The 17652-nt window shown below is 45.5% G+C and carries 18 protein-coding genes and 1 rRNA gene; 9 read left to right on the top strand and 10 right to left on the bottom strand.

Annotated features, from left to right (window positions below; all coding sequences use genetic code 11):
• Positions 1 to 95: 95 nt before the first annotated feature.
• Positions 96 to 953, bottom strand: coding sequence for a carboxylating nicotinate-nucleotide diphosphorylase (gene nadC, locus JGK16_RS02250; RefSeq protein WP_293189464.1), 858 nt, complete (start codon positions 951 to 953; stop codon positions 96 to 98).
• A gap of 295 nt (positions 954 to 1248) precedes the next feature.
• On the opposite strand from nadC, the gene JGK16_RS02245 reads away from it, so the two are divergent.
• Positions 1249 to 1605 carry a DUF2281 domain-containing protein gene (locus JGK16_RS02245; RefSeq protein ID WP_293189466.1) on the top strand — a complete coding sequence of 119 codons (357 nt, stop codon included), beginning with the start codon at positions 1249 to 1251 and terminating at the stop codon, positions 1603 to 1605.
• Between the two features lie 101 nt (positions 1606 to 1706).
• On the opposite strand, the gene JGK16_RS02240 is transcribed toward JGK16_RS02245, so the two are convergent.
• Positions 1707 to 2273, bottom strand: coding sequence for a hypothetical protein (locus JGK16_RS02240; protein ID WP_293189468.1), 567 nt, complete (start codon positions 2271 to 2273; stop codon positions 1707 to 1709).
• Between the two features lie 130 nt (positions 2274 to 2403).
• Between JGK16_RS02240 and JGK16_RS02235 the strand changes: the two genes are divergently transcribed.
• The 4 genes from JGK16_RS02235 (at position 2404) to JGK16_RS02220 (ending at position 6095) form a co-directional block, all read left to right on the top strand.
• Positions 2404 to 4725: a calcium-binding protein gene (locus JGK16_RS02235; protein WP_293189470.1), complete on the top strand. Its 2322-nt coding sequence runs from the start codon at positions 2404 to 2406 to the stop codon at positions 4723 to 4725.
• A 362-nt stretch (positions 4726 to 5087) separates the two neighbouring features.
• Complete coding sequence (locus tag JGK16_RS02230) at positions 5088 to 5372, top strand: hypothetical protein (RefSeq protein ID WP_293189472.1); 285 nt, start codon at positions 5088 to 5090, stop codon at positions 5370 to 5372.
• Positions 5369 to 5821, top strand: a complete 453-nt coding sequence (locus tag JGK16_RS02225; protein ID WP_293189474.1) for a nuclease — start codon at positions 5369 to 5371, stop codon at positions 5819 to 5821. Before JGK16_RS02230 ends, JGK16_RS02225 begins: the two co-directional genes overlap by 4 nt.
• A gap of 79 nt (positions 5822 to 5900) precedes the next feature.
• Positions 5901 to 6095, top strand: coding sequence for a hypothetical protein (locus tag JGK16_RS02220; protein ID WP_293189476.1), 195 nt, complete (start codon positions 5901 to 5903; stop codon positions 6093 to 6095).
• 54 nt (positions 6096 to 6149) lie between these two features.
• Here JGK16_RS02220 and rrf read toward each other — a convergent pair.
• The 3 genes from rrf to sufR form a co-directional block, all read right to left on the bottom strand.
• A 5S ribosomal RNA gene (gene rrf, locus JGK16_RS02215) occupies positions 6150 to 6266 on the bottom strand.
• A gap of 265 nt (positions 6267 to 6531) precedes the next feature.
• Positions 6532 to 6909 carry a hypothetical protein gene (locus JGK16_RS02210; protein ID WP_293189478.1) on the bottom strand — a complete coding sequence of 126 codons (378 nt, stop codon included), beginning with the start codon at positions 6907 to 6909 and terminating at the stop codon, positions 6532 to 6534.
• Positions 6910 to 7111: 202 nt separating this feature from the next.
• The gene (gene sufR, locus JGK16_RS02205) at positions 7112 to 7801 is read right to left on the bottom strand and encodes an iron-sulfur cluster biosynthesis transcriptional regulator SufR (RefSeq protein ID WP_293189480.1); all 690 of its coding nucleotides are present in this window, start codon (positions 7799 to 7801) and stop codon (positions 7112 to 7114) included.
• A gap of 186 nt (positions 7802 to 7987) precedes the next feature.
• Here sufR and sufB point away from each other — a divergent pair, with 186 nt between their 5' ends.
• From sufB to sufD, 3 genes are all read left to right on the top strand, one after another.
• Entirely contained in the window at positions 7988 to 9427 is a 1440-nt protein-coding gene (gene sufB / locus JGK16_RS02200; RefSeq protein WP_293189482.1) for a Fe-S cluster assembly protein SufB, read from the top strand.
• Positions 9428 to 9787: 360 nt separating this feature from the next.
• Entirely contained in the window at positions 9788 to 10579 is a 792-nt protein-coding gene (sufC, locus tag JGK16_RS02195; RefSeq protein WP_293175376.1) for a Fe-S cluster assembly ATPase SufC, read from the top strand.
• Positions 10576 to 11898, top strand: coding sequence for a Fe-S cluster assembly protein SufD (sufD, locus tag JGK16_RS02190; protein ID WP_293189484.1), 1323 nt, complete (start codon positions 10576 to 10578; stop codon positions 11896 to 11898). The genes sufC and sufD overlap by 4 nt, the downstream gene beginning before the upstream one ends.
• 442 nt (positions 11899 to 12340) lie before the next feature.
• On the opposite strand, the gene JGK16_RS02185 is transcribed toward sufD, so the two are convergent.
• The 3 genes from JGK16_RS02185 to JGK16_RS02175 form a co-directional block, all read right to left on the bottom strand.
• Positions 12341 to 12940, bottom strand: coding sequence for a TerD family protein (locus JGK16_RS02185; protein WP_293175380.1), 600 nt, complete (start codon positions 12938 to 12940; stop codon positions 12341 to 12343).
• A gap of 201 nt (positions 12941 to 13141) precedes the next feature.
• Positions 13142 to 13711 (bottom strand): TerD family protein, encoded by a 570-nt coding sequence (locus JGK16_RS02180; protein WP_293175382.1) that lies wholly within the window; start codon positions 13709 to 13711, stop codon positions 13142 to 13144.
• A gap of 126 nt (positions 13712 to 13837) precedes the next feature.
• Complete coding sequence (locus tag JGK16_RS02175) at positions 13838 to 14398, bottom strand: AAA family ATPase (protein ID WP_293189485.1); 561 nt, start codon at positions 14396 to 14398, stop codon at positions 13838 to 13840.
• Positions 14399 to 14586: 188 nt separating this feature from the next.
• Between JGK16_RS02175 and JGK16_RS02170 the strand changes: the two genes are divergently transcribed.
• The gene (locus tag JGK16_RS02170) at positions 14587 to 15273 is read left to right on the top strand and encodes a PEP-CTERM sorting domain-containing protein (RefSeq protein WP_293175386.1); all 687 of its coding nucleotides are present in this window, start codon (positions 14587 to 14589) and stop codon (positions 15271 to 15273) included.
• A gap of 118 nt (positions 15274 to 15391) precedes the next feature.
• Here the strand turns inward: JGK16_RS02170 and def are convergent, their stop codons facing one another.
• Together def and JGK16_RS02160 are read right to left on the bottom strand one after the other, a co-directional pair.
• Positions 15392 to 15925, bottom strand: coding sequence for a peptide deformylase (gene def, locus JGK16_RS02165; protein ID WP_293175388.1), 534 nt, complete (start codon positions 15923 to 15925; stop codon positions 15392 to 15394).
• Between the two features lie 101 nt (positions 15926 to 16026).
• Positions 16027 to 17271, bottom strand: a complete 1245-nt coding sequence (locus JGK16_RS02160; RefSeq protein ID WP_293189486.1) for an HhoA/HhoB/HtrA family serine endopeptidase — start codon at positions 17269 to 17271, stop codon at positions 16027 to 16029.
• Positions 17272 to 17652 lie beyond the last annotated feature (381 nt).

Genomic DNA, 17652 nt, shown 5'->3' with positions numbered 1-17652 from the left:
CGCTCGCACTATAGATAAAAAACTGAGATGCTCCCACTGACAACTGTCAACTGTCAACTGTCAACTGTCAACTGTCAACTGTCAACTGTCAACTGTCAACTGATTTTCATACTTAAATCCAGCCAAGTCGATCGCGTAATTGGAGCACTCGTAGAAATATAGTCAACTCCGGTTTCCGCCACACTCCGAATAGTTTCCAAAGTCACATTCCCGGAAGCTTCAATTTTTACCCGATCGCTCTTTTCCCGAATTATTGCCACAGCCTGCCGCATCAAATCGAAGGACATATTATCTAACATGATGATATCCGCCTTGTGCTGCAAAGCTGTCTCCACCTCCGCCAGAGTTTCCGTTTCAACTTCGATCGTCAGCGGATAGGGGATAGAATTGCGAATTAGGGCGATCGCCTCGGCAATTCCCCCAGCCGCCGCAATATGATTGTCTTTAATCATCACCGCATCATCTAATCCCATGCGGTGATTGCAAGCACCGCCGACTTGAGTCGCGTATTTTTCCAACAATCTCAATCCTGGTGTTGTCTTGCGGGTATCCACTAATTGCACGGGCAAATCGGCAATTTTGTCAACATATTTTTGAGTTAAAGTAGCGATGCCGCTCAAACGCATTGCCAAGTTTAATGCAACTCTTTCTCCGGTTAGCAGCGCATCGAAATTGCCGGAAATCTCGGCGATTACTTCTCCTTTTTCGCACAGTTTCCCTTCGGGTACTTGGGGTATGAAACTGAGGCTGCTGTCTAAAAGTTTAAATGTGCGATGTGCGATCGGCAATCCGGCTATGACTCCAGCTTCTTTGACAATCCATTTAGCAGTACCCTGGATGCTGGCTGCGGGGAATAAGGCCGATGTTGTGCGATCGCCCCTACCGATATCTTCTAGCAGCCAGTTGTGCAGTAGGGAGTCTAAAACTATCCAAGGTGGCAATATTGCTGTCATGTTTTTGTCGGTTGTTATATCAATAGGAATTACGCATCAAAACCCAAGAAACCGGGTTTTTGCGATTGAATTGGGCTGTAACAAAGAATCTCGGAAAAAACCCGGTTTCTGACTACCCGTGCGTCTAGGACTGCTACTAGGAATAATAGTCGATCGGGTGATTTTCGGCAAGTTGCAGAATGATGATGGTGTGAGTGCGATTTTGGGCGATCGGGCTAGATAATCGGCTATTCTGTTGCTGACATTGGGTTTTGGTGCTTTAATGGAGTAGATGGGGCGATCGCGAGCAGAAACCATGATACAGCCAGTCATTTTAGAAAAATTAGAAGAACTCCCTGAGTCTCTTCAGACAGAAGTGCTTCATTACATTGAGTTTTTGATAGAAAAGCAGGCTAAAAACTCAACCCAAGAAAAGCCAACAAAGAAGCGTCGAGTTGCCGGAACAATGAAAGGAATGTTTGTTCTACCGCTGCCTGATGACTTTGATGAGCCGCTTGAGGATATGAAGGAATACATGGTTAACCGATACGCCCAAGAGGCTCCTCAAACCGAAAAAGCTGCCAAGCGAGGCGGACTGGGAATTTGGAAAGATAAAATCTCGATGTCTGATGATTTTGATGAACCTCTCGAAGATTTAAAGGATTATATATAAACATGAATATTATACTGGATACCCATACTTTTCTCTGGTACTTGGAAGACAGTAAAGAATTAAGTTATAAAGCAGCATAAATTATTGAATATCGCCCTTAGCTATGATAATTCACGCAATATTTTGTCGATTACCGCATCCGGCAAACCAAGCAACTGAGCGATTTGAGATGGTTCGATACCTTGACTGTGCAATTTGCAAACGACTTCAGCGACATCAATTTCCAGCCGTTCGATCTGAGTTTTGAATTTCGATTCAGTGGGGCGATTGTTGTCAGAGTTGCTAGGTCCAGAAGGACAGGGTTTGAGGTTGAGGGTGTGAACGTATTTGACGTATTGATGAATATAATCTCTGCCGAAGTTTGAAGTATTGCTGATATTTCTACGATCTAGCGCAGCTTTGAGATTGCCTTTTTGCATCTCTTCATCCATCACTGCGGAGAGAGTTTTGAGCAGCTTGTAGCCGACTTCTCGGACATATTTTGTAGTGTAGCGGGTGTCGCGGGCGATCGTTTCGTAGGTTTTGCCATCATACATTCCCTGCAACACTAACTGTTGTAGCGTGTTGAGATGTTTGCCTGTTTTTTCAAATATTAGACCATCGACCAATTTCAGCAGTTCGTTATCGTCAGGGACGGCTTGCAACGGGCGATCGTCGTTGGGCTGCATGGGTTAAGTGAAGAAATATAAAGTTAAGGAAACTTCGGGCTTTTTCAGTCTTTTTCGGGCTTTTTCAGCCATGACATAGATGAGACAGGTGAGGTAGATTTCTTAAATCACCAACACAAACCAACAGTGTATGCCTGACAATTTAGCTTTGCTGGACAAGAACGATGACATATTGAACGGTAGCAGCACCAAGGATCGAGAGGATTGTGGCTGTGGATCGAAAAAAGCCGCGACTCAAGAGACGCTATCAAATTCTCAGAATATCCAGAATATCTTTAGCTTGGGAAGCAACGATACGCTAGAAAGTTCTGTCACGCAAGACTTTTTGAATGGTAACACAGGAAACGACTTTATCTCCGGTAGTGCTGATGGCGATATTGGGCGATCGACTTCTCAAGTCGGTAGTGGCTCACTTTCGATCGATGGTAGTGCTTACATTTTGACAGAGGGAAGCGACACATTTACGATTCCCCTTGGCTTGCTCGATACTCTTTTAGGTGGTTTGCGAGGCTTAGGCGGTGCGGATTCGATTACAGGCTCAGAATCCGGGGATATCGTCTATGGCGACGAAGGAAATGACCGAATTGAGGGCCGAGGTGGTGCTGATTTGCTCTACGGCGGCTTGGGAAACGATTTTCTCAGTGGCGGTGCGGACCAAAATGGTCTCCTTGGCGGTGAAGGTGCAGACACCTTGCAGGGTGGTGAAAATGCTGATGGTGTCAACGGAAACGCAGGTAAGGACGTAATCTTCGGCGCAGGCGGAGACGACTTTTTGCGGGGTGGTCGCGGTAACGATATTATCAATGGGCAAGATGGCGATGACTTCCTGATTGGCGATTTGGGCAATGACACTCTGACTGGTGGTGCGGGTCAAGATATATTTTTTCTGCGCTCTGAGGCGGCTTTAGGCTCTCCTACTTTTGACTTAATTACTGACTTTCAAAGAACGATCGATTTCATCGGACTTAGCACAAATCTTAGGGAATCCGATATTGTTTTGGAGTCGAAGGTGCAGCCGTCGGGCGGTTCGGCTGTGGATATTAAGGTGGTTGCAACAGGGGCTTTGTTAGGTACTGTGTTGGGAGTGACACCAGAGGATTTAAGAGGTCGATTCAGACCTTATGATGTGGAACCAGAGCGTCCTGAAGATAAAGTCACAATTGATTTACCGGAAGTGAAAAAGCTATCTGATAACAAATTTCAGATGGAATTTCCGGCGAGTGATGGTAGCAAATATATAATTGTTTTTCAAGATGATGCTGACGGACGTTTTGTAGAATCAGTTATATTTGTACCCAATCGCACAACGGGTGTTCGTGGTAGTACAACGCGCTTCAGTCGAGATGGTACAAGTGCGGATATCACGCTTGAGGGATCTAATGAAACGGCGCGAATTGAGTATCAACAGAGCAAAGAAACTGGAAAGCAGGATCGAGGTGTTATATCGCGGCTCAAGGATGGTCAGATTATTGACTCTGTAACTTTTCCTGTGCCAACCGAGCCAACTCCAATATCGACTACTCCTGAGCCACCAGTTACTTCTCTTCCAGCTACCAATCCAGATTTTGCAAAAGCTTGTGAGTCGCTTAAAAAGTTCTGTGAAGGAGCTAACAAAGTGGGTGGAGTGGTGGATTTTGCTGCTAACGTTGCAATCGTTGGTGGTTTAGCCTTTGCTCCGCTTGAACTTGTTGGATTAGGATTGAAGGGAGTATCGACTGCGTTAAAAGTCGTTAATTACAGTTGTATAGTGCTTAGGGGTGATGATAAAGACGTTGCTGGTGCAGTAATTCAAGAATTGTTTGGAAAGGCAATTGAGAAAGTGGCCAAATCAGGAGAACTTGCAGGAGACTTGGCAGAAGGTACAGGAAAGAAGTTAGATCTAGCTGCATCTACTGCTGGACTCATTGATTTATTTCAGAAAAAGGAGCCAACAGCCTCTAAAACAGACTTTTTACCTAAGCTCCGAAAGTCTCTGGGGATAGACTTTTGCGATCGACCTGCGACTACTCCTCAACCAGCACCAACTTGTTTGGAACAAGTCTTTAAGGCAGAAGTCATCCCTTCAGTTCTCAACTATGGAAAAACGGTAGAAGTCAAAGTCACGTACTGCGATCCACAAAACAAAATAAACAACATATTCGTAAAACTTGGGACAAGAAGTGGTGAAATACAAACCAAAAACATTCCCGTTTCCTCTTCGAGTGGCACGGTAAGTTTTGAGATCCGAAGCAAGTCAAACTCTTATGGGGACTGTTATGACTTTGATACTGCGTCCGGTGGTAGCCCAGGAATATCGCAGAGTGTGGTCATTGAAGGTATAAGAGACAACGCTAATGGGTTCGCTTCATTCGGGGCTCTGCCTAATTTTAGGCTTGGTGGTGGATTAGTTTTTCCTATCCCTGGCGGTACTATATTCGACAGTTCCGGTGTGTGTGATATGGAGTTGGTTTAAGGGCGATCGATATTTAATAAAATTTGTAGGGGCGGGTTCACCGATGATTTGTGCCACCCACCGATAATCTTGATAAACCCGCCCCCACCCAACGAATAATCCCGAATAACCATCCTCGCCTTATCGTTAAATTGAATTAATTGTTAATTTTTGGGTGGGTGGGGGCGGGTTTTTGTCATTTGTCGATGGGTGTCAAATATTTCGGCGAACCCGCCCCTACAGTCATCATTTGGTGTGCTCGCCATTGGTAGGAGCAATTCCCCCGTGGTTGCCCGTTTTGCGATCCTCTGTTTTTTAATGATCGATCGCCAGTTTAGCCTAGTAGGTTGTAAAATATAAAAGTATAGCTATAAAAACACCCTATGACACTCACCCTCACTCTGACACGAGAAATAGAGCAATACTTAACACAAAGAGCAGAAGAGCAAGGGCTTTCGACAGAAGCATACACTCTGCAACTGCTGATAGAACATATTCTGCTAAAACAAACGCAGACAAAATCGGTTAATCTGCTTCAGTCTTGGATGGATGAAGAAAATGCCGAAGAGCAGCAAGAAACAGGTGAGTATCTAATTCAGGCTCTTGACGAAGATCGTTTATCCGATCGCAAGCTATTTCCTATTGAATTAAAAGGTGTAAGTTGGTGAGCAGAGTCGTTGTTCTGGATGCAGGCCCAATTGGTTTAGTTACGAATCCAAAGCTATCTCCTGAAAGCACCCTTTGTACTCGCTGGTTGCAAACACTTATTACATCCAATATTCGAGTGATTATTCCCGAAATAGCCGATTACGAAGTTCGCCGAGAGTTGCTGCGGGCAAACAAGGTAAGGGGTATTGCTCGATTAGATGAATTAGCCAACTTGGTCGAGTATTTACCCATTACAACTGTTGCTATGCGACAAGCTGCGATGTTTTGGGCACAAGCTCGTCAGCAAGGACAACCGACAGCAGGTGATAAGACGATTGACAGCGATATGATTTTGGCAGCACAGGCGATGACTCTTGATGTTGTGGATGTTGTAATCGCGACAACAAATGTCGGTCATCTTTCTAGGTTTGCGACCGCCGATTTATGGCAAAACATCAATCTCGGTTGAGATTCTGGTGCTGATTAGACATCTTCCGTAATTATTGTGGAACAGGTGTACGCCTTATGAACTACTAGGAAATTAATTTATGTTGCAAGATGAAATCGTAGAAGAAATTCACAAAATTCGTGAAGAGTATGCCAAATCTTTCAATTATGACTTGGATGCCATATTTGCAGACTTGCAGAAGAAACAAGCTGAAAGCGGCAGAGAAGTTGTGAAATTGTCGCCAAAGCGCCTTCTAACAGGGCGTTGGAGCGGACGGGGCAAAAATATTCTGTGAAAAAACTAAAGCTCTTTTCCGTTGTTGTGGGAAAAGAGCTTTAATTTATTATTAACCTGGCACCGAGCTATTTTACCGGGCAGTGACCCGCCGAGTATCTTCGCCATAGCAACGTTTAACAACCGAGTTCGGGATGGATCGGAGTGGTTCCATTACATCATAAGCACCAGGAAAGCTTTGAAAACTTTGAATCCTGTGTCTGCGTTAAGTTTGATGCGCTGCATCTCTTTTGCTCGACATTTATTACATTACCAAACTCCCCTCAGTTTGTCAAGCGTTTTTTGAAATATTTTTTTGCTGAGATGTTGCACCTTTCTCGCTGAACAGGCTTTCCGGCCTGTTCCACAAAGAGTAAATTCTCTTGTGGGGAGTAGGGGTTGGGCATCCTGCCCGCCCATCAGCCCGATCGCAAATCCAAAAACGCAGCATCCATACCCTACTCTCTGCGAATCTTCGCATCCTTCTCAAACCACGCCACAACCTGCTTAACTGTTAATTGCTCGATCGCCCCTCCAGCTTCCACAGCAATCTGCCTCAAAGGCCGCAAAGACGCAACCACCAAATTCGTAAAAAAGTTTTCAAAACTAGCATCAAGCTCGATCGACCCTTTAATACTCTCATCATTCTTAATCCAATCCATCACCTGCCCATTAGTCACCTCAGCCACCGGCAAACCAGTCTCCCCAGCAATTTGCTTCAACACCCTCAAAGCATAAATAGCCAGCCGCGCCGAAAACTTCTCCTTCGACGACAACAGCGCCATATCAACTTCCGCGCACTCTTCCGGCTTTAAAAAATCAGCTAATGGTTCCATAGTTATTAGTTACTTGTTATTAGTTACTTGTTACTTGTTATTTGTTATTTGCGATGCCCTGAGCGTAGTCGAAGGGTTATTTGTTATTGCTAATCCGTGACATCCGTTAAATCCGTTACAAAATCCGCTGCCGAACCGACATCCGTTAAATCCGTTACAAAATCCGCTGCCAATCCGCCATCCGTGACATCCGTTAAATCCGTTACAAAATCCGCTGCCGAACTTCCTTCCTCGCAATAATCAAATAACCGCAACGGTGCTCCCCATCAATAATCCAGTGAGTGCGCTCGATCGTACAATCCGGCAACACAGCCGCAAACATCTCCAACTCATTACCACAAACACTCGGAAAAGTTTCAGCCACATTAGAAATAGCACAATTGTGTTCCATAAACACAAATCGATCGCCCTTATCGCGATCGCACAAATCATCATCCACAGAATCTACAGGATACCACTCAGCCATGTAACCTTCATCCCTGCGAAGCTCCATCAACCTAGCCACCCGCTCTTGCAGCGAACCCGCACCCATCACCCTGCGGTACTCCATCGCCTTACGTTGCCACTGTTTTCGCAAGATAGAAATCACTTGCTCGCGGCCAACAGTCTCAGCCAACGTATCCAGAAAAGAAATCGCAAAATCGCCATAACGATTCGGGAAGCGATCGCGCCCCAGACTGGTAAGCTCATAAATGTGCTGCGGTCGCCCCATCCCAGCCTGAACCGACCGATACTGAATCAGCCCCTCCCCCTCCAAATCCTTCAAATGACGGCGAATCGCCTGGGGGCTGACATCCAAAGACTCCGCCAACTGGAGAGCCGTCGCTTTATCCCCCTTGAGCAAAAACTGCAAGATGTCTTGTTTAGTGGAAGTCTGCTGAGTCTGCATCATCTTCACAAAAAAATATTTCTGAGACTTTGACAATATCACTATTGTTAATGTAGCTTAAAATATAGTAAAGCAACAGATTTGTTGTTTAACTTCCCAGAGCAGTCCAGCAGAACTCGCTCAAGCCCAGACAGTCATTGCCCCGTCTGCCATCCAGAGATTTATCTAGAACACTGAACACGCAAAATAATGAGTTCTACAGCCCAAACCCTAGTTAACCAGCCCTACAAATACGGTTTCGTTACCGACATCGAGTCAGACACCATCCCCCGCGGCTTGAGCGAAGATGTAGTGCGGATGATTTCCTCCAAGAAAAACGAACCGGAATTTTTGCTGCAATTTCGCCTCAAAGCATACCGCAAGTGGCTGACCATGACCGAGCCAACCTGGCCTCATGTCAACTATCCCGCGATCGACTACCAAAACATTATCTACTATTCCGCGCCAAAACAAAAGCCCAAAAAGCTCAACAGTTTGGACGAAGTTGACCCGACACTATTAGAAACCTTCGAGAAACTAGGAATTCCCCTATCCGAACAAAGACGACTCGGAAATGTCGCCGTCGATGTCGTTTTCGACAGCGTTTCAATTGCCACAACCTTTAGAGAAAAACTAGCCAAAGACGGCGTTATCTTCTGTTCCATCACAGAAGCTGTCAAAGATTATCCCGAACTAATCGAAAAATATCTTGGCACTGTCGTACCAGTCGGTGACAACTTTTTCGCAGCTCTTAACTCCGCCGTATTCACCGACGGCTCCTTCGTTTTCATTCCCAAAGGTGTCAAATGCCCAATGGAATTGTCAACCTATTTCCGCATCAATAATGAAGATTCCGGCCAGTTCGAGCGCACCCTAATTGTTGCAGAAGAAAACAGTTCTGTATCTTACCTAGAAGGCTGCACCGCGCCAATGTTTGACACCAACCAACTACACGCCGCCGTCGTCGAATTGGTAACAATGGACAATGCCGACATCAAATATTCCACAGTGCAAAACTGGTACGCCGGCGATGCTAATGGGAAAGGCGGCATTTACAACTTTGTGACAAAGCGCGGTTTGTGTCAAGGAGTCAATTCCAAGATTTCTTGGACACAAGTAGAAACCGGTTCCGCGATTACTTGGAAATATCCCAGTTGCGTGTTAGTTGGTGACAACTCGGTGGGCGAATTCTACTCGGTAGCCCTGACAAACAACAAGCAGCAAGCTGATACCGGCACCAAAATGATCCACGTCGGCAAAAACACTCGCAGCACGATTATTTCCAAGGGAATTTCGGCGGGGAACTCTTCTAACAGCTATCGCGGCTTAGTGAAAATGGGGCCTAGTGCGAAAGGCGCTCGGAATTATTCTCAGTGCGATTCGATGCTGATTGGCGATAACGCTCAAGCGAATACTTTCCCTTATATTCAAGTGCAGAACCATACTGCTAAAGTGGAACACGAAGCCTCGACTTCCAAAATTGGGGAAGAACAATTGTTCTTCTTCGCCCAGCGGGGAATTTCCGCAGAAAATGCTATTTCGATGATGATTAGCGGTTTCTGCAAAGATGTGTTCAATCAGTTACCGATGGAATTTGCTGCGGAAGCTGATAAGCTGTTGAGCCTGAAACTCGAAGGAAGTGTCGGGTAGAACTCACATCTTGCACTATTATCAAAAAACCTGTAGGGGTGGGTTCACCAAAAACCTTAAAAGGTGCAAACAGGTTAAATAAACCCGCCCCCACCCACCAAAAAGCCCCTGATAGAACTCACATCTTGCGCCATATATCAAACACCTGTAGGGGCGGGTTCACCAAAAACCTTAAAAGGTGCAAACAGGTTAAATAAACCCGCCCCCACCCACCAAAAAGCCCCTGATAGAACTCACATCTTGCACCATTATCAAAAACTTGTAGGGGCGGGTTCACCAAAAACCTTAAACGGTGCAAACAGGTTAAATAAACCCGCCCCCACCCACTGTAAACTGCATTGAGGCCAAGGAAAAAAAGAGATGATTGTTGAAAATAGTCCAGTAATTCTATCCGTCCGCAATTTAACTGCGAATGTTGAAGATACCCAAATCCTGAAGGGTTTGAACCTAGAAATTAAATCCGGCGAAATTCACGCCATCATGGGCCCGAACGGTTCAGGGAAAAGCACATTATCCAAAATATTAGCCGGCCATCCCGCTTATACAGTAACAGGTGGAGAAGTGACATTTTTAGGGCAGAATCTACTGGAATTACCGCCAGAAGAACGCTCTCTGGCTGGTGTGTTTCTAGCATTCCAATATCCTTTAGAAATTCCCGGCGTTAGCAATGTCGATTTCTTGCGCGTGGCTTACAATGCTCACCGCAAACATCGTGAATTGGAAGAATTAGATGCTTTTGATTTCCAAGATTTAATCGAGGACAAGCTGGATATTGTTAAGATGAATCCGGCTTTCTTGAGCCGCAGCGTAAATGAGGGTTTTTCCGGTGGTGAGAAAAAGCGGAATGAGATTTTGCAAATGGCGCTGTTGGAACCGAAGTTAGCTATTTTGGATGAGACTGATTCTGGTTTGGATATCGATGCTCTCAAAATTGTTGCTGGCGGTGTGAATCAGTTGTCAAATGCTGAAAATTCGATGTTGGTGATTACTCACTATCAGCGGTTGTTGAATTACATTATCCCTGATTTCATTCACGTCATGGAAGCTGGTAGAATTATCTTAACTGGCCCGAAAGAGTTGGCGCTGGAATTGGAAGAGCGCGGTTATGACTGGGTTGTGGAAGAAGAAGCAGCAGGAGTTGGCGCGCGATGATAAATACTCAGGTTGCTACTAGGGAAATGTTTTTGGCTGATTTGGTTAATCAGTGCGGTAAGTTGGAGGTTGCTAATAGCGAAAGTTCGACTTACGGGTTGCAGGATTTGCGGGATGCGGCGACTGAATATGTGCTGGCTGCGAGTTTTCCAACTGTGAGGGATGAGGAATGGCGCTTTACTGATTTGTCGCCGGTTTTGCAAGTTCCTTTTCATGTACCGCAGAGCAATCAGTCAAATGTTAAGCTGACTGATATTATTATGCCTGTGAAAAATCGGGATGATTTACCATTAAGATTGGTATTTGTTAACGGTTTTTATGCGCCGGATTTGTCAACGGGGAATTTGCCGGACTTTTATGTAGGTAATCTATCCAATGTACCGGAAAAATATCGATCGCGCATCACCGATGTTTTGAGCAAGCACAAACAGCAAACTGAAGTGTTCACAGCCTTGAATACTGCGGGTTTGGTGGATGCTGCGGTGGTGTTCGTACCGGCTAATATGCCGATCGACCTTCCGATTCATTTGCTGTTCCTGACTGCACCAGGTGCATCTGGGACGATGTGTCAGCCGCACTGCTTAATCATAGCTGAGGCTGGCAGCAACATCACTGTCGTTGAGGATTACGCAACTATCGGCAATGTACCCGCTTTTACGAATGCTGTGACGGATGTTGTTGTCGGTGAAAACGCCACGGTGAATCATGTTCGGCTTCAGCGCGAAGGTTTGGATGTTGTTCATGTGGGCAAAAGTGCGATCGAGCAAGCGCGCAATAGTCGTTATACTTGTCATGCTATCAGTTTGGGCGGCAAAATATCGCGGCACAATTTAGAAGTATTTCAGCGCGGCGAAGGCACCGAAACAACTTTAAACGGCTTAACCGTAGCCTTTGGCGAACAGTTGGCGGACACTCACAGTTTAATCGATTTCAATCATCCCCACGGCACAAGTCGGCAATTGCACAAGTGCATTGTCGGTAACAAAGCCCGCGCTGTATTTAACGGCAAAGTTTTTGTTCGCAAAGCCGCACAATTAACAGATGCCGGACAATTGAGCCGGAATTTGTTGCTGTCGCCGAGAGCACGTGTCGATACAAAACCGCAGTTGGAAATTGTGGCGGATAACGTTAAATGTTCCCACGGTGCAACTGTCAGCCAGTTGGAAGATGATGAACTTTTCTACTTGCAAAGCCGCGGCTTAGATTTAGAAAGAAGTCGCTATTTGCTGATTGATGCTTTTGCGGCGGAAATGCTCAATCAATTGCCGATTGTTGGAGTGGCAAAAATGCTTTCTACCTGCATGGCTATCCAAGAATAACTGATTGGTTAGCATACAAATTAGGACACAGCAATGCTGTGTCCCTACCCATAAATATTGTACAATTTTCAACAAATCTGTAAGGGCGGGTTCACCAATCACATTTACTTCCCACAAACAATCTATATAAACCCGCCCCACCACCACAGACAATCTAGATAAACATAGATTTTTATTTAAATCAAAAATTGTGGTTGTCAATTTTTGATTTATTCAACTAAATGTAATCCCCGTCTGTTTTACCAGAAAGAATTGGTTTCAAGCCTCTCTCCCTTGTAGGAATAAACTAAAATCAGACTATTCATTGCTCCTATCTTTTTCCTTCTAGCCCAAGTGCTGTCAACTGTCAACTGTCAACTGTCAACTGTCAACTGTCAACTGAATGAAGGCGGGTATATGTGAAAAGATGAATTATCTTTTGAACACAAGTGAAGCTTTTTATTCACCGCATAAACGAACCGACAACACCGTTCAAATCTTCAGCCAAAGGATTTCCCAAGGCCTTAAATTTCCACTCGCCACCTTCTCGATAAACTTCTCCCATCAACATATTTAATTTGCCTTCATAGGAAGGATCGCTTGACAAGCGATAGCGAGCAATTTCTTTTCCGGCTGCATCTACAGCCCTCACAAAAGCATTTTCTACCATGCCAAAATGCTGTTGTCTGTCTTTTCCATTGTAAATATTTACGCCCAAGATAATTTTGTGATATTCTGCTGGTAAAGAGCTTAGTTTCACAAATATTTGTTCGTCATCTCCGTCTCCGGCTCCCGTGAGATTGTCGCCGGAATGAACAACTGTTTTATCCTTCGACTCTAAATGAGAGTAATAAATTACATCTTCTTTGTAATTTTTTAATTTGCCATTTTCTCCCAGCAGCAAAGCGTAGGCATCTAAGTCAAAATTTGCACCGCTGCTTCTACCGAAAAGACCTGTTTTAGCTTGCGCTACATCCCAGCCCAAAGCTAATGTTAATCGGGATAAGTCGAATTCACTTTTGCTGAGTACGATCGATTGTCCTTTTGTCAAGTTAATAGCCATATCTTTGTAATTGTGTAAGGTTTATCGTGCAATACAGTTCTGATCAGATTTAGGTTGAAACCGCGCCTATACAAACAAAGCTCGATATCAGCGGGTTGAAGAACGGGCGATTGAAATTACCTGACTTTCTTCAGTCCGCCTCTGGGGACTTTGTTTTTTTAGACGAGGTTTCAATCCTACGTCTTCTCTATTTCCTTCTGATCAGGCGTACTTATCTACAAAGCTTTGCAAGCCGGAATTATAGCCTTGTCCGACAGCTTGGAACCTCCACTCGCCATCTTTCTTGTAAAGTCTGCCAAACTCCACCGCAGTCTCCCGAGAAAAATCCTCGTCCAAATCGTATTTCGTTACTTCTGTATTAGTAGTGGTGTCGTAAATCCTGATAAAAGCATTCCGCACTTGACCAAAATTTTGTCTTCTCGATTCCGCTTCGTGGATTGTCACGACAAACACAATCTCTTCTACCGCTGGATCGACTTTGGTTAAATCAACTGTAACGGTTTCATCGTCGCCAACTCCTTCTCCGGTTCTGCTATCTCCGAGATGTTTTACAGAAGAATCCGGCGACTCGTTGTTATTGTAGAAAACAAAGTATTTTTCGCTGGGAATTTTACCAGCAGCGCCCAGCATAAACACGGAAGCGTCTAAGTCAAATGCCCCTCCGGTGTCTGTAGCGTTGATATCCCATCCCAAACCGATCCCGGCATTTTTCAGCCCCGGTGCTTCTTTAGAAAGATTGATTCTTCCGCCTTTTTCCAAGTTGATTGACATTTGCTCTCCTGTTCGCGACATCACTGATGTTATTTAACAATTATACGACAAATTTTAAATGTCAAGGATCATATGTCTTCTCTTTAAACGATTGATTTAGGAGCGCGCATTCGGCACATAGCGATGTCAACTCACTGATTCATCCTGTAAATGTGCCAAAATCCGATCGACCGTTTCTGAAACCGTTAGATGGGTTGAATCCAGCCAATAACCGAGATGAGGGGTTTCGGTGCGGAGGATGCGATCGAATTCATAAACCATGGTTTCGTTGGCATATCCGGTCTTCAATCGTGCTGCATCCCGTGCCGCTACAACCTCTGCCGAGGGACACAGAACGATCGCACACAACGGCACATCATGAAACGAGGCAACTATCTCAGCAAGTGCCGAACCAATGATAATGTCTTGATAGACAACGGTAAAGCCAGCCTGGAGATATTGTCGCGCTGCCATTGCTGCCAGGTGATAGCGCAATTGAAGTTGCTGATATGCCTCTGCTGACAAATTTAACGTCATTTGGGCCTGCCCATTCACGATCGCGCGACGAAAGATATCCCCGCGCAGGTGAACGCTTTTGGGCAACCTTTCGGCAAGTGATTGGGCAACTGTTGATTTTCCAGCAGCCATATTTCCGGTAATTAAAATAATTTGTGGCTGATGATTTTCAGGTTGTTGATTGCTGTTCATAATGTTAAAAATTATACCACCAACTTTTAATATCAATAACAACTATACAAGAAAATGAGTGATAAAAATATTTTAAAACGTAAACGTTTGTGAATATTGTAGATACTTGCTTGCCATTATTTATTATGAGGGATATTCTAGTTACATCGATTAGAGAGCGAGTTGATTAGGGACTTCATTGAAAAGTTATGACCAATAATACTCGAAACATACTGGCAGTTTTAGCAGGGACAGCGATCTGCTACGGAGCAATTTCAATAGCCGATATGCCGATCGCCCGCTCGGCAGTTCTCACGTATAATTTGAAGGCGCCCGGATTTGCCAGCGGTTTGGTTAAGTTTAGCAACTCTGGGATTGCAGGAATAGGCATAGAAGAAGCTACAGTTTCTGAAGGGAGATTAAATACTGTATTTGTTGCCGGATTAGCTGGACCAAGTTCGCCAGAATATCGATTGCCACGCAGAGAATATTATGATTTAGCAGGAGCAATAGCTTTATTTTTTGAAGGGGAATTTCGCGGCATAAAAGCTAGGGGTTCAGACAGATTAACCGAAGTAGTTGACATTCCAGACACAGGATTTGGAGAGTATTACACGAGATACGAGTCAGGAGCAGCCTGGTCTTTGGATACCAATGGATTATCTAATCCCGGTCGGTGGATATCTGGATTTGAGGGATATACTGAAACTTATATCTACGCTCGCACTCATTTTCTTGGTGTTGAGCGATCGCCCTATCGCTCTGGTAACACTATGTTGTATGAACTGGCAGACACGGCAGCCGAACCAGTTCCCGAACCAATGACTGTTGCGGGAACTGCTTTAGCATTGGTTGGTTTTGCGGGTTTCAAGCAAACAAAAAAGATGGCATCTTGAGGATGCAATCGCCGTACTTATGTAATCTCAAAATCTCGAATTTACTACTTTGTATAGGTTGCACGAACAGTCTGCTCACCAGTACAATGAGTAACAATCGGCTAACAGTATTGCACAGCTAAAGTAATTTAACAAATTGCTGCTGATACTCATCCTCTGTCATCAGTTCTGTCGTGCTTTCCACCCTGTCTAAAAACACGATCCCATCTAAATGGTCGTATTCGTGCTGAAAAATCCGAGCCACAAAGTCTGTCAATTCTTGTCTGTGGAGTTTCCCGTCTCTACAAGTGTATTCAATTTCGATCGCCCTACTTCTCGGCACCAATCCCCGAATCCCCGGAATACTCAAACAGCCTTCCCAGTCTTTGGCTGTATCTGTTGATGCCGCGACAATCCGGGGATTAATCATCGCTGTCGGTTCCATGTGCGGTGCTTGGGGATACCGCAGGTTGGGGCGGGATGCGACGATGAACAGCCGATCGCACATCGCAGCTTGAGGGGCGGCAATTCCCACTCCGTGCGCGTGTTGGACGGTAGAAATTAGGTTGTCGATTAGCTGTTGAATGCGATCGTCCTTCACATTCTCGACAACTTGCGACGGTTGGCGCAGTACCGGATTTCCTAATTGTGAAATTTGCAAGATTTCTGGCATAGTTATTGGTTAGTTGTTATTTGTTATTGGTTATTTGTTATTTGTTATTTGGTTATTGTTAAATAACTACTGCCAACTGCCAACTGCCAACTGACAACTGATTATCGAACTTGTTGAACGGGCAAACTCCCCGGTTTCACACTCAAATTAACTATTTGCCCGTTGCGGTTGATTTCCATTTGCAAATTGCCGCCAACCTTCGCATTTTGCACGAAGTCCTGAACAGCTTCCGACTGAATAATCGGCTGATTGTTAATCTTTTGAATCACATCTCCAGCCCGCAAACCTGCGGCGGCTGCGGGAGAATTAGGAACAACACTCACAATCGCCACACCGCGATCGACTGCAACTCGCAAATTGCTGTTAGCATTGCCGTTAATTTGCTGCTTCACCTCTGGAGTCAGCGTCGCCATTTCAATACCCAGATAAGCGTGTTCGACTTTCCCCGTCGCAATCAGTTCCTTCGCCACCTCTTGCGCCGCCTGAATCGGAATCGCAAACCCCAATCCTTGAGCACCTTGAATAATCGCCGTATTCATCCCGATCACTTCACCCGAAGCATTCAGCAGCGGGCCGCCGGAATTTCCCGGATTGATTGCAGCGTCTGTTTGAATAAAACCAATGCGCTTGTCGGGTACGCCCACCTCGGTACTCGATCGCCCTGTAGCGCTAATTATCCCCGCTGTCACCGAATTGTCCAAACCCAAAGGATTGCCGATCGCGATCGCCCATTCCCCAGACAGCAGCTTATCAGAATTGCCGATCGTCACCACAGGCACATCATTCGCCTCAATCTTCACCACAGCAACATCCGTCACCTTATCCGCCCCCAACACCCGCCCCTGATAGCTGCGGCCGTCCTTGAGAGTGACATTTACCGTATCCGCGCCCTCTACAACGTGAGCGTTAGTGAGAATCACGCCGTCAGTCCCGATCGCAAAACCCGAACCAGTACCCCGTTCGATTCCGCCCCTGCCGCCCGAATTTGGTTGTCCACCAAAAAAATCCTCCGGCGAAACCCCTCTATTTCCCGGTTTCACCTTGCGCGAAGCATCGATCCGCACCACAGCCGGCCCCACTTTTGCCACCGCAGCCACAATAAAATTCACATTAGCCGCATCCCCCGACAAGGGAACAGGCGGCAAGACTTTGCTAGCTTGAGGCTTAGTATTAGCAGGCGGCACTTCCAATCTCGGTTGCAGGGTTCTTTGTCCCCCATCCCCCGAATTTGCACGCAATTGAGAAACCGACAGCCGATCGCCCAACATGGCGGCTCCTGCTCCCGTTACCAGCAGCAATATATAAATTGCCGGTTGCTTCCAAAATTTGCCAGTAGAACTCTTCATCGCGACGTTTTAAGGCTTTCGGGCCAAATTTAAATACTTGCCTAGCAGCTCTTTGATACCTGCTATATCCGCAGAGCCACAAACAAAATTTTTGGGCGATCGGCAGACTCACCTAAACTGTAACATTCAGCTTCTCATTTTAGATTTGAGATTGCCGATTTTAGATAGGACGTACGGTTGAAACCGCGTCTAGACAAACGATGTCCGCCGGACGCCGACTGAATAAAATCAAGAATTCCTACCCGCTTGCAGTAGATTTTGTCTCCATAAGTATGATGTCAACCGCTCACTCTTGAACCTGCGGAGGCAGGTTTTGTATGTATAGACGCGGTTTCAACCGCCCGGTCTTCGGCTAAACTAAACTCTCTAGACTAGAGAATC

The sequence above is a fragment of the Microcoleus sp. PH2017_09_SFU_O_A genome, assembly GCF_020738625.1.
GTDB lineage: Bacteria > Cyanobacteriota > Cyanobacteriia > Cyanobacteriales > Microcoleaceae > Microcoleus.
This window is presented reverse-complemented; position numbering and strand designations above follow the sequence as displayed.

Excerpts from the sequence above, each read along its gene's own strand:
- JGK16_RS02240 (WP_293189468.1), bottom strand. The coding sequence starts at position 2,273 with ATGCAGCCCAACGACGATCGCCCGTTGCAAGCCGTCCCTGACGATAAC.
- JGK16_RS02235 (WP_293189470.1), top strand. The coding sequence starts at position 2,404 with ATGCCTGACAATTTAGCTTTGCTGGACAAGAACGATGACATATTGAAC.
- sufB (WP_293189482.1), top strand. The coding sequence starts at position 7,988 with ATGAGTTCTACAGCCCAAACCCTAGTTAACCAGCCCTACAAATACGGT.
- sufC (WP_293175376.1), top strand. The coding sequence starts at position 9,788 with ATGATTGTTGAAAATAGTCCAGTAATTCTATCCGTCCGCAATTTAACT.
- JGK16_RS02220 (WP_293189476.1), top strand. The coding sequence starts at position 5,901 with ATGTTGCAAGATGAAATCGTAGAAGAAATTCACAAAATTCGTGAAGAG.
- JGK16_RS02180 (WP_293175382.1), bottom strand. The coding sequence starts at position 13,711 with ATGTCAATCAACTTGGAAAAAGGCGGAAGAATCAATCTTTCTAAAGAA.
- JGK16_RS02170 (WP_293175386.1), top strand. The coding sequence starts at position 14,587 with ATGACCAATAATACTCGAAACATACTGGCAGTTTTAGCAGGGACAGCG.
- nadC (WP_293189464.1), bottom strand. The coding sequence starts at position 953 with ATGACAGCAATATTGCCACCTTGGATAGTTTTAGACTCCCTACTGCAC.
- JGK16_RS02175 (WP_293189485.1), bottom strand. The coding sequence starts at position 14,398 with ATGAACAGCAATCAACAACCTGAAAATCATCAGCCACAAATTATTTTA.
- JGK16_RS02210 (WP_293189478.1), bottom strand. The coding sequence starts at position 6,909 with ATGGAACCATTAGCTGATTTTTTAAAGCCGGAAGAGTGCGCGGAAGTT.
- JGK16_RS02245 (WP_293189466.1), top strand. The coding sequence starts at position 1,249 with ATGATACAGCCAGTCATTTTAGAAAAATTAGAAGAACTCCCTGAGTCT.
- sufD (WP_293189484.1), top strand. The coding sequence starts at position 10,576 with ATGATAAATACTCAGGTTGCTACTAGGGAAATGTTTTTGGCTGATTTG.
- JGK16_RS02160 (WP_293189486.1), bottom strand. The coding sequence starts at position 17,271 with ATGAAGAGTTCTACTGGCAAATTTTGGAAGCAACCGGCAATTTATATA.
- sufR (WP_293189480.1), bottom strand. The coding sequence starts at position 7,801 with ATGATGCAGACTCAGCAGACTTCCACTAAACAAGACATCTTGCAGTTT.
- JGK16_RS02185 (WP_293175380.1), bottom strand. The coding sequence starts at position 12,940 with ATGGCTATTAACTTGACAAAAGGACAATCGATCGTACTCAGCAAAAGT.
- JGK16_RS02230 (WP_293189472.1), top strand. The coding sequence starts at position 5,088 with ATGACACTCACCCTCACTCTGACACGAGAAATAGAGCAATACTTAACA.
- def (WP_293175388.1), bottom strand. The coding sequence starts at position 15,925 with ATGCCAGAAATCTTGCAAATTTCACAATTAGGAAATCCGGTACTGCGC.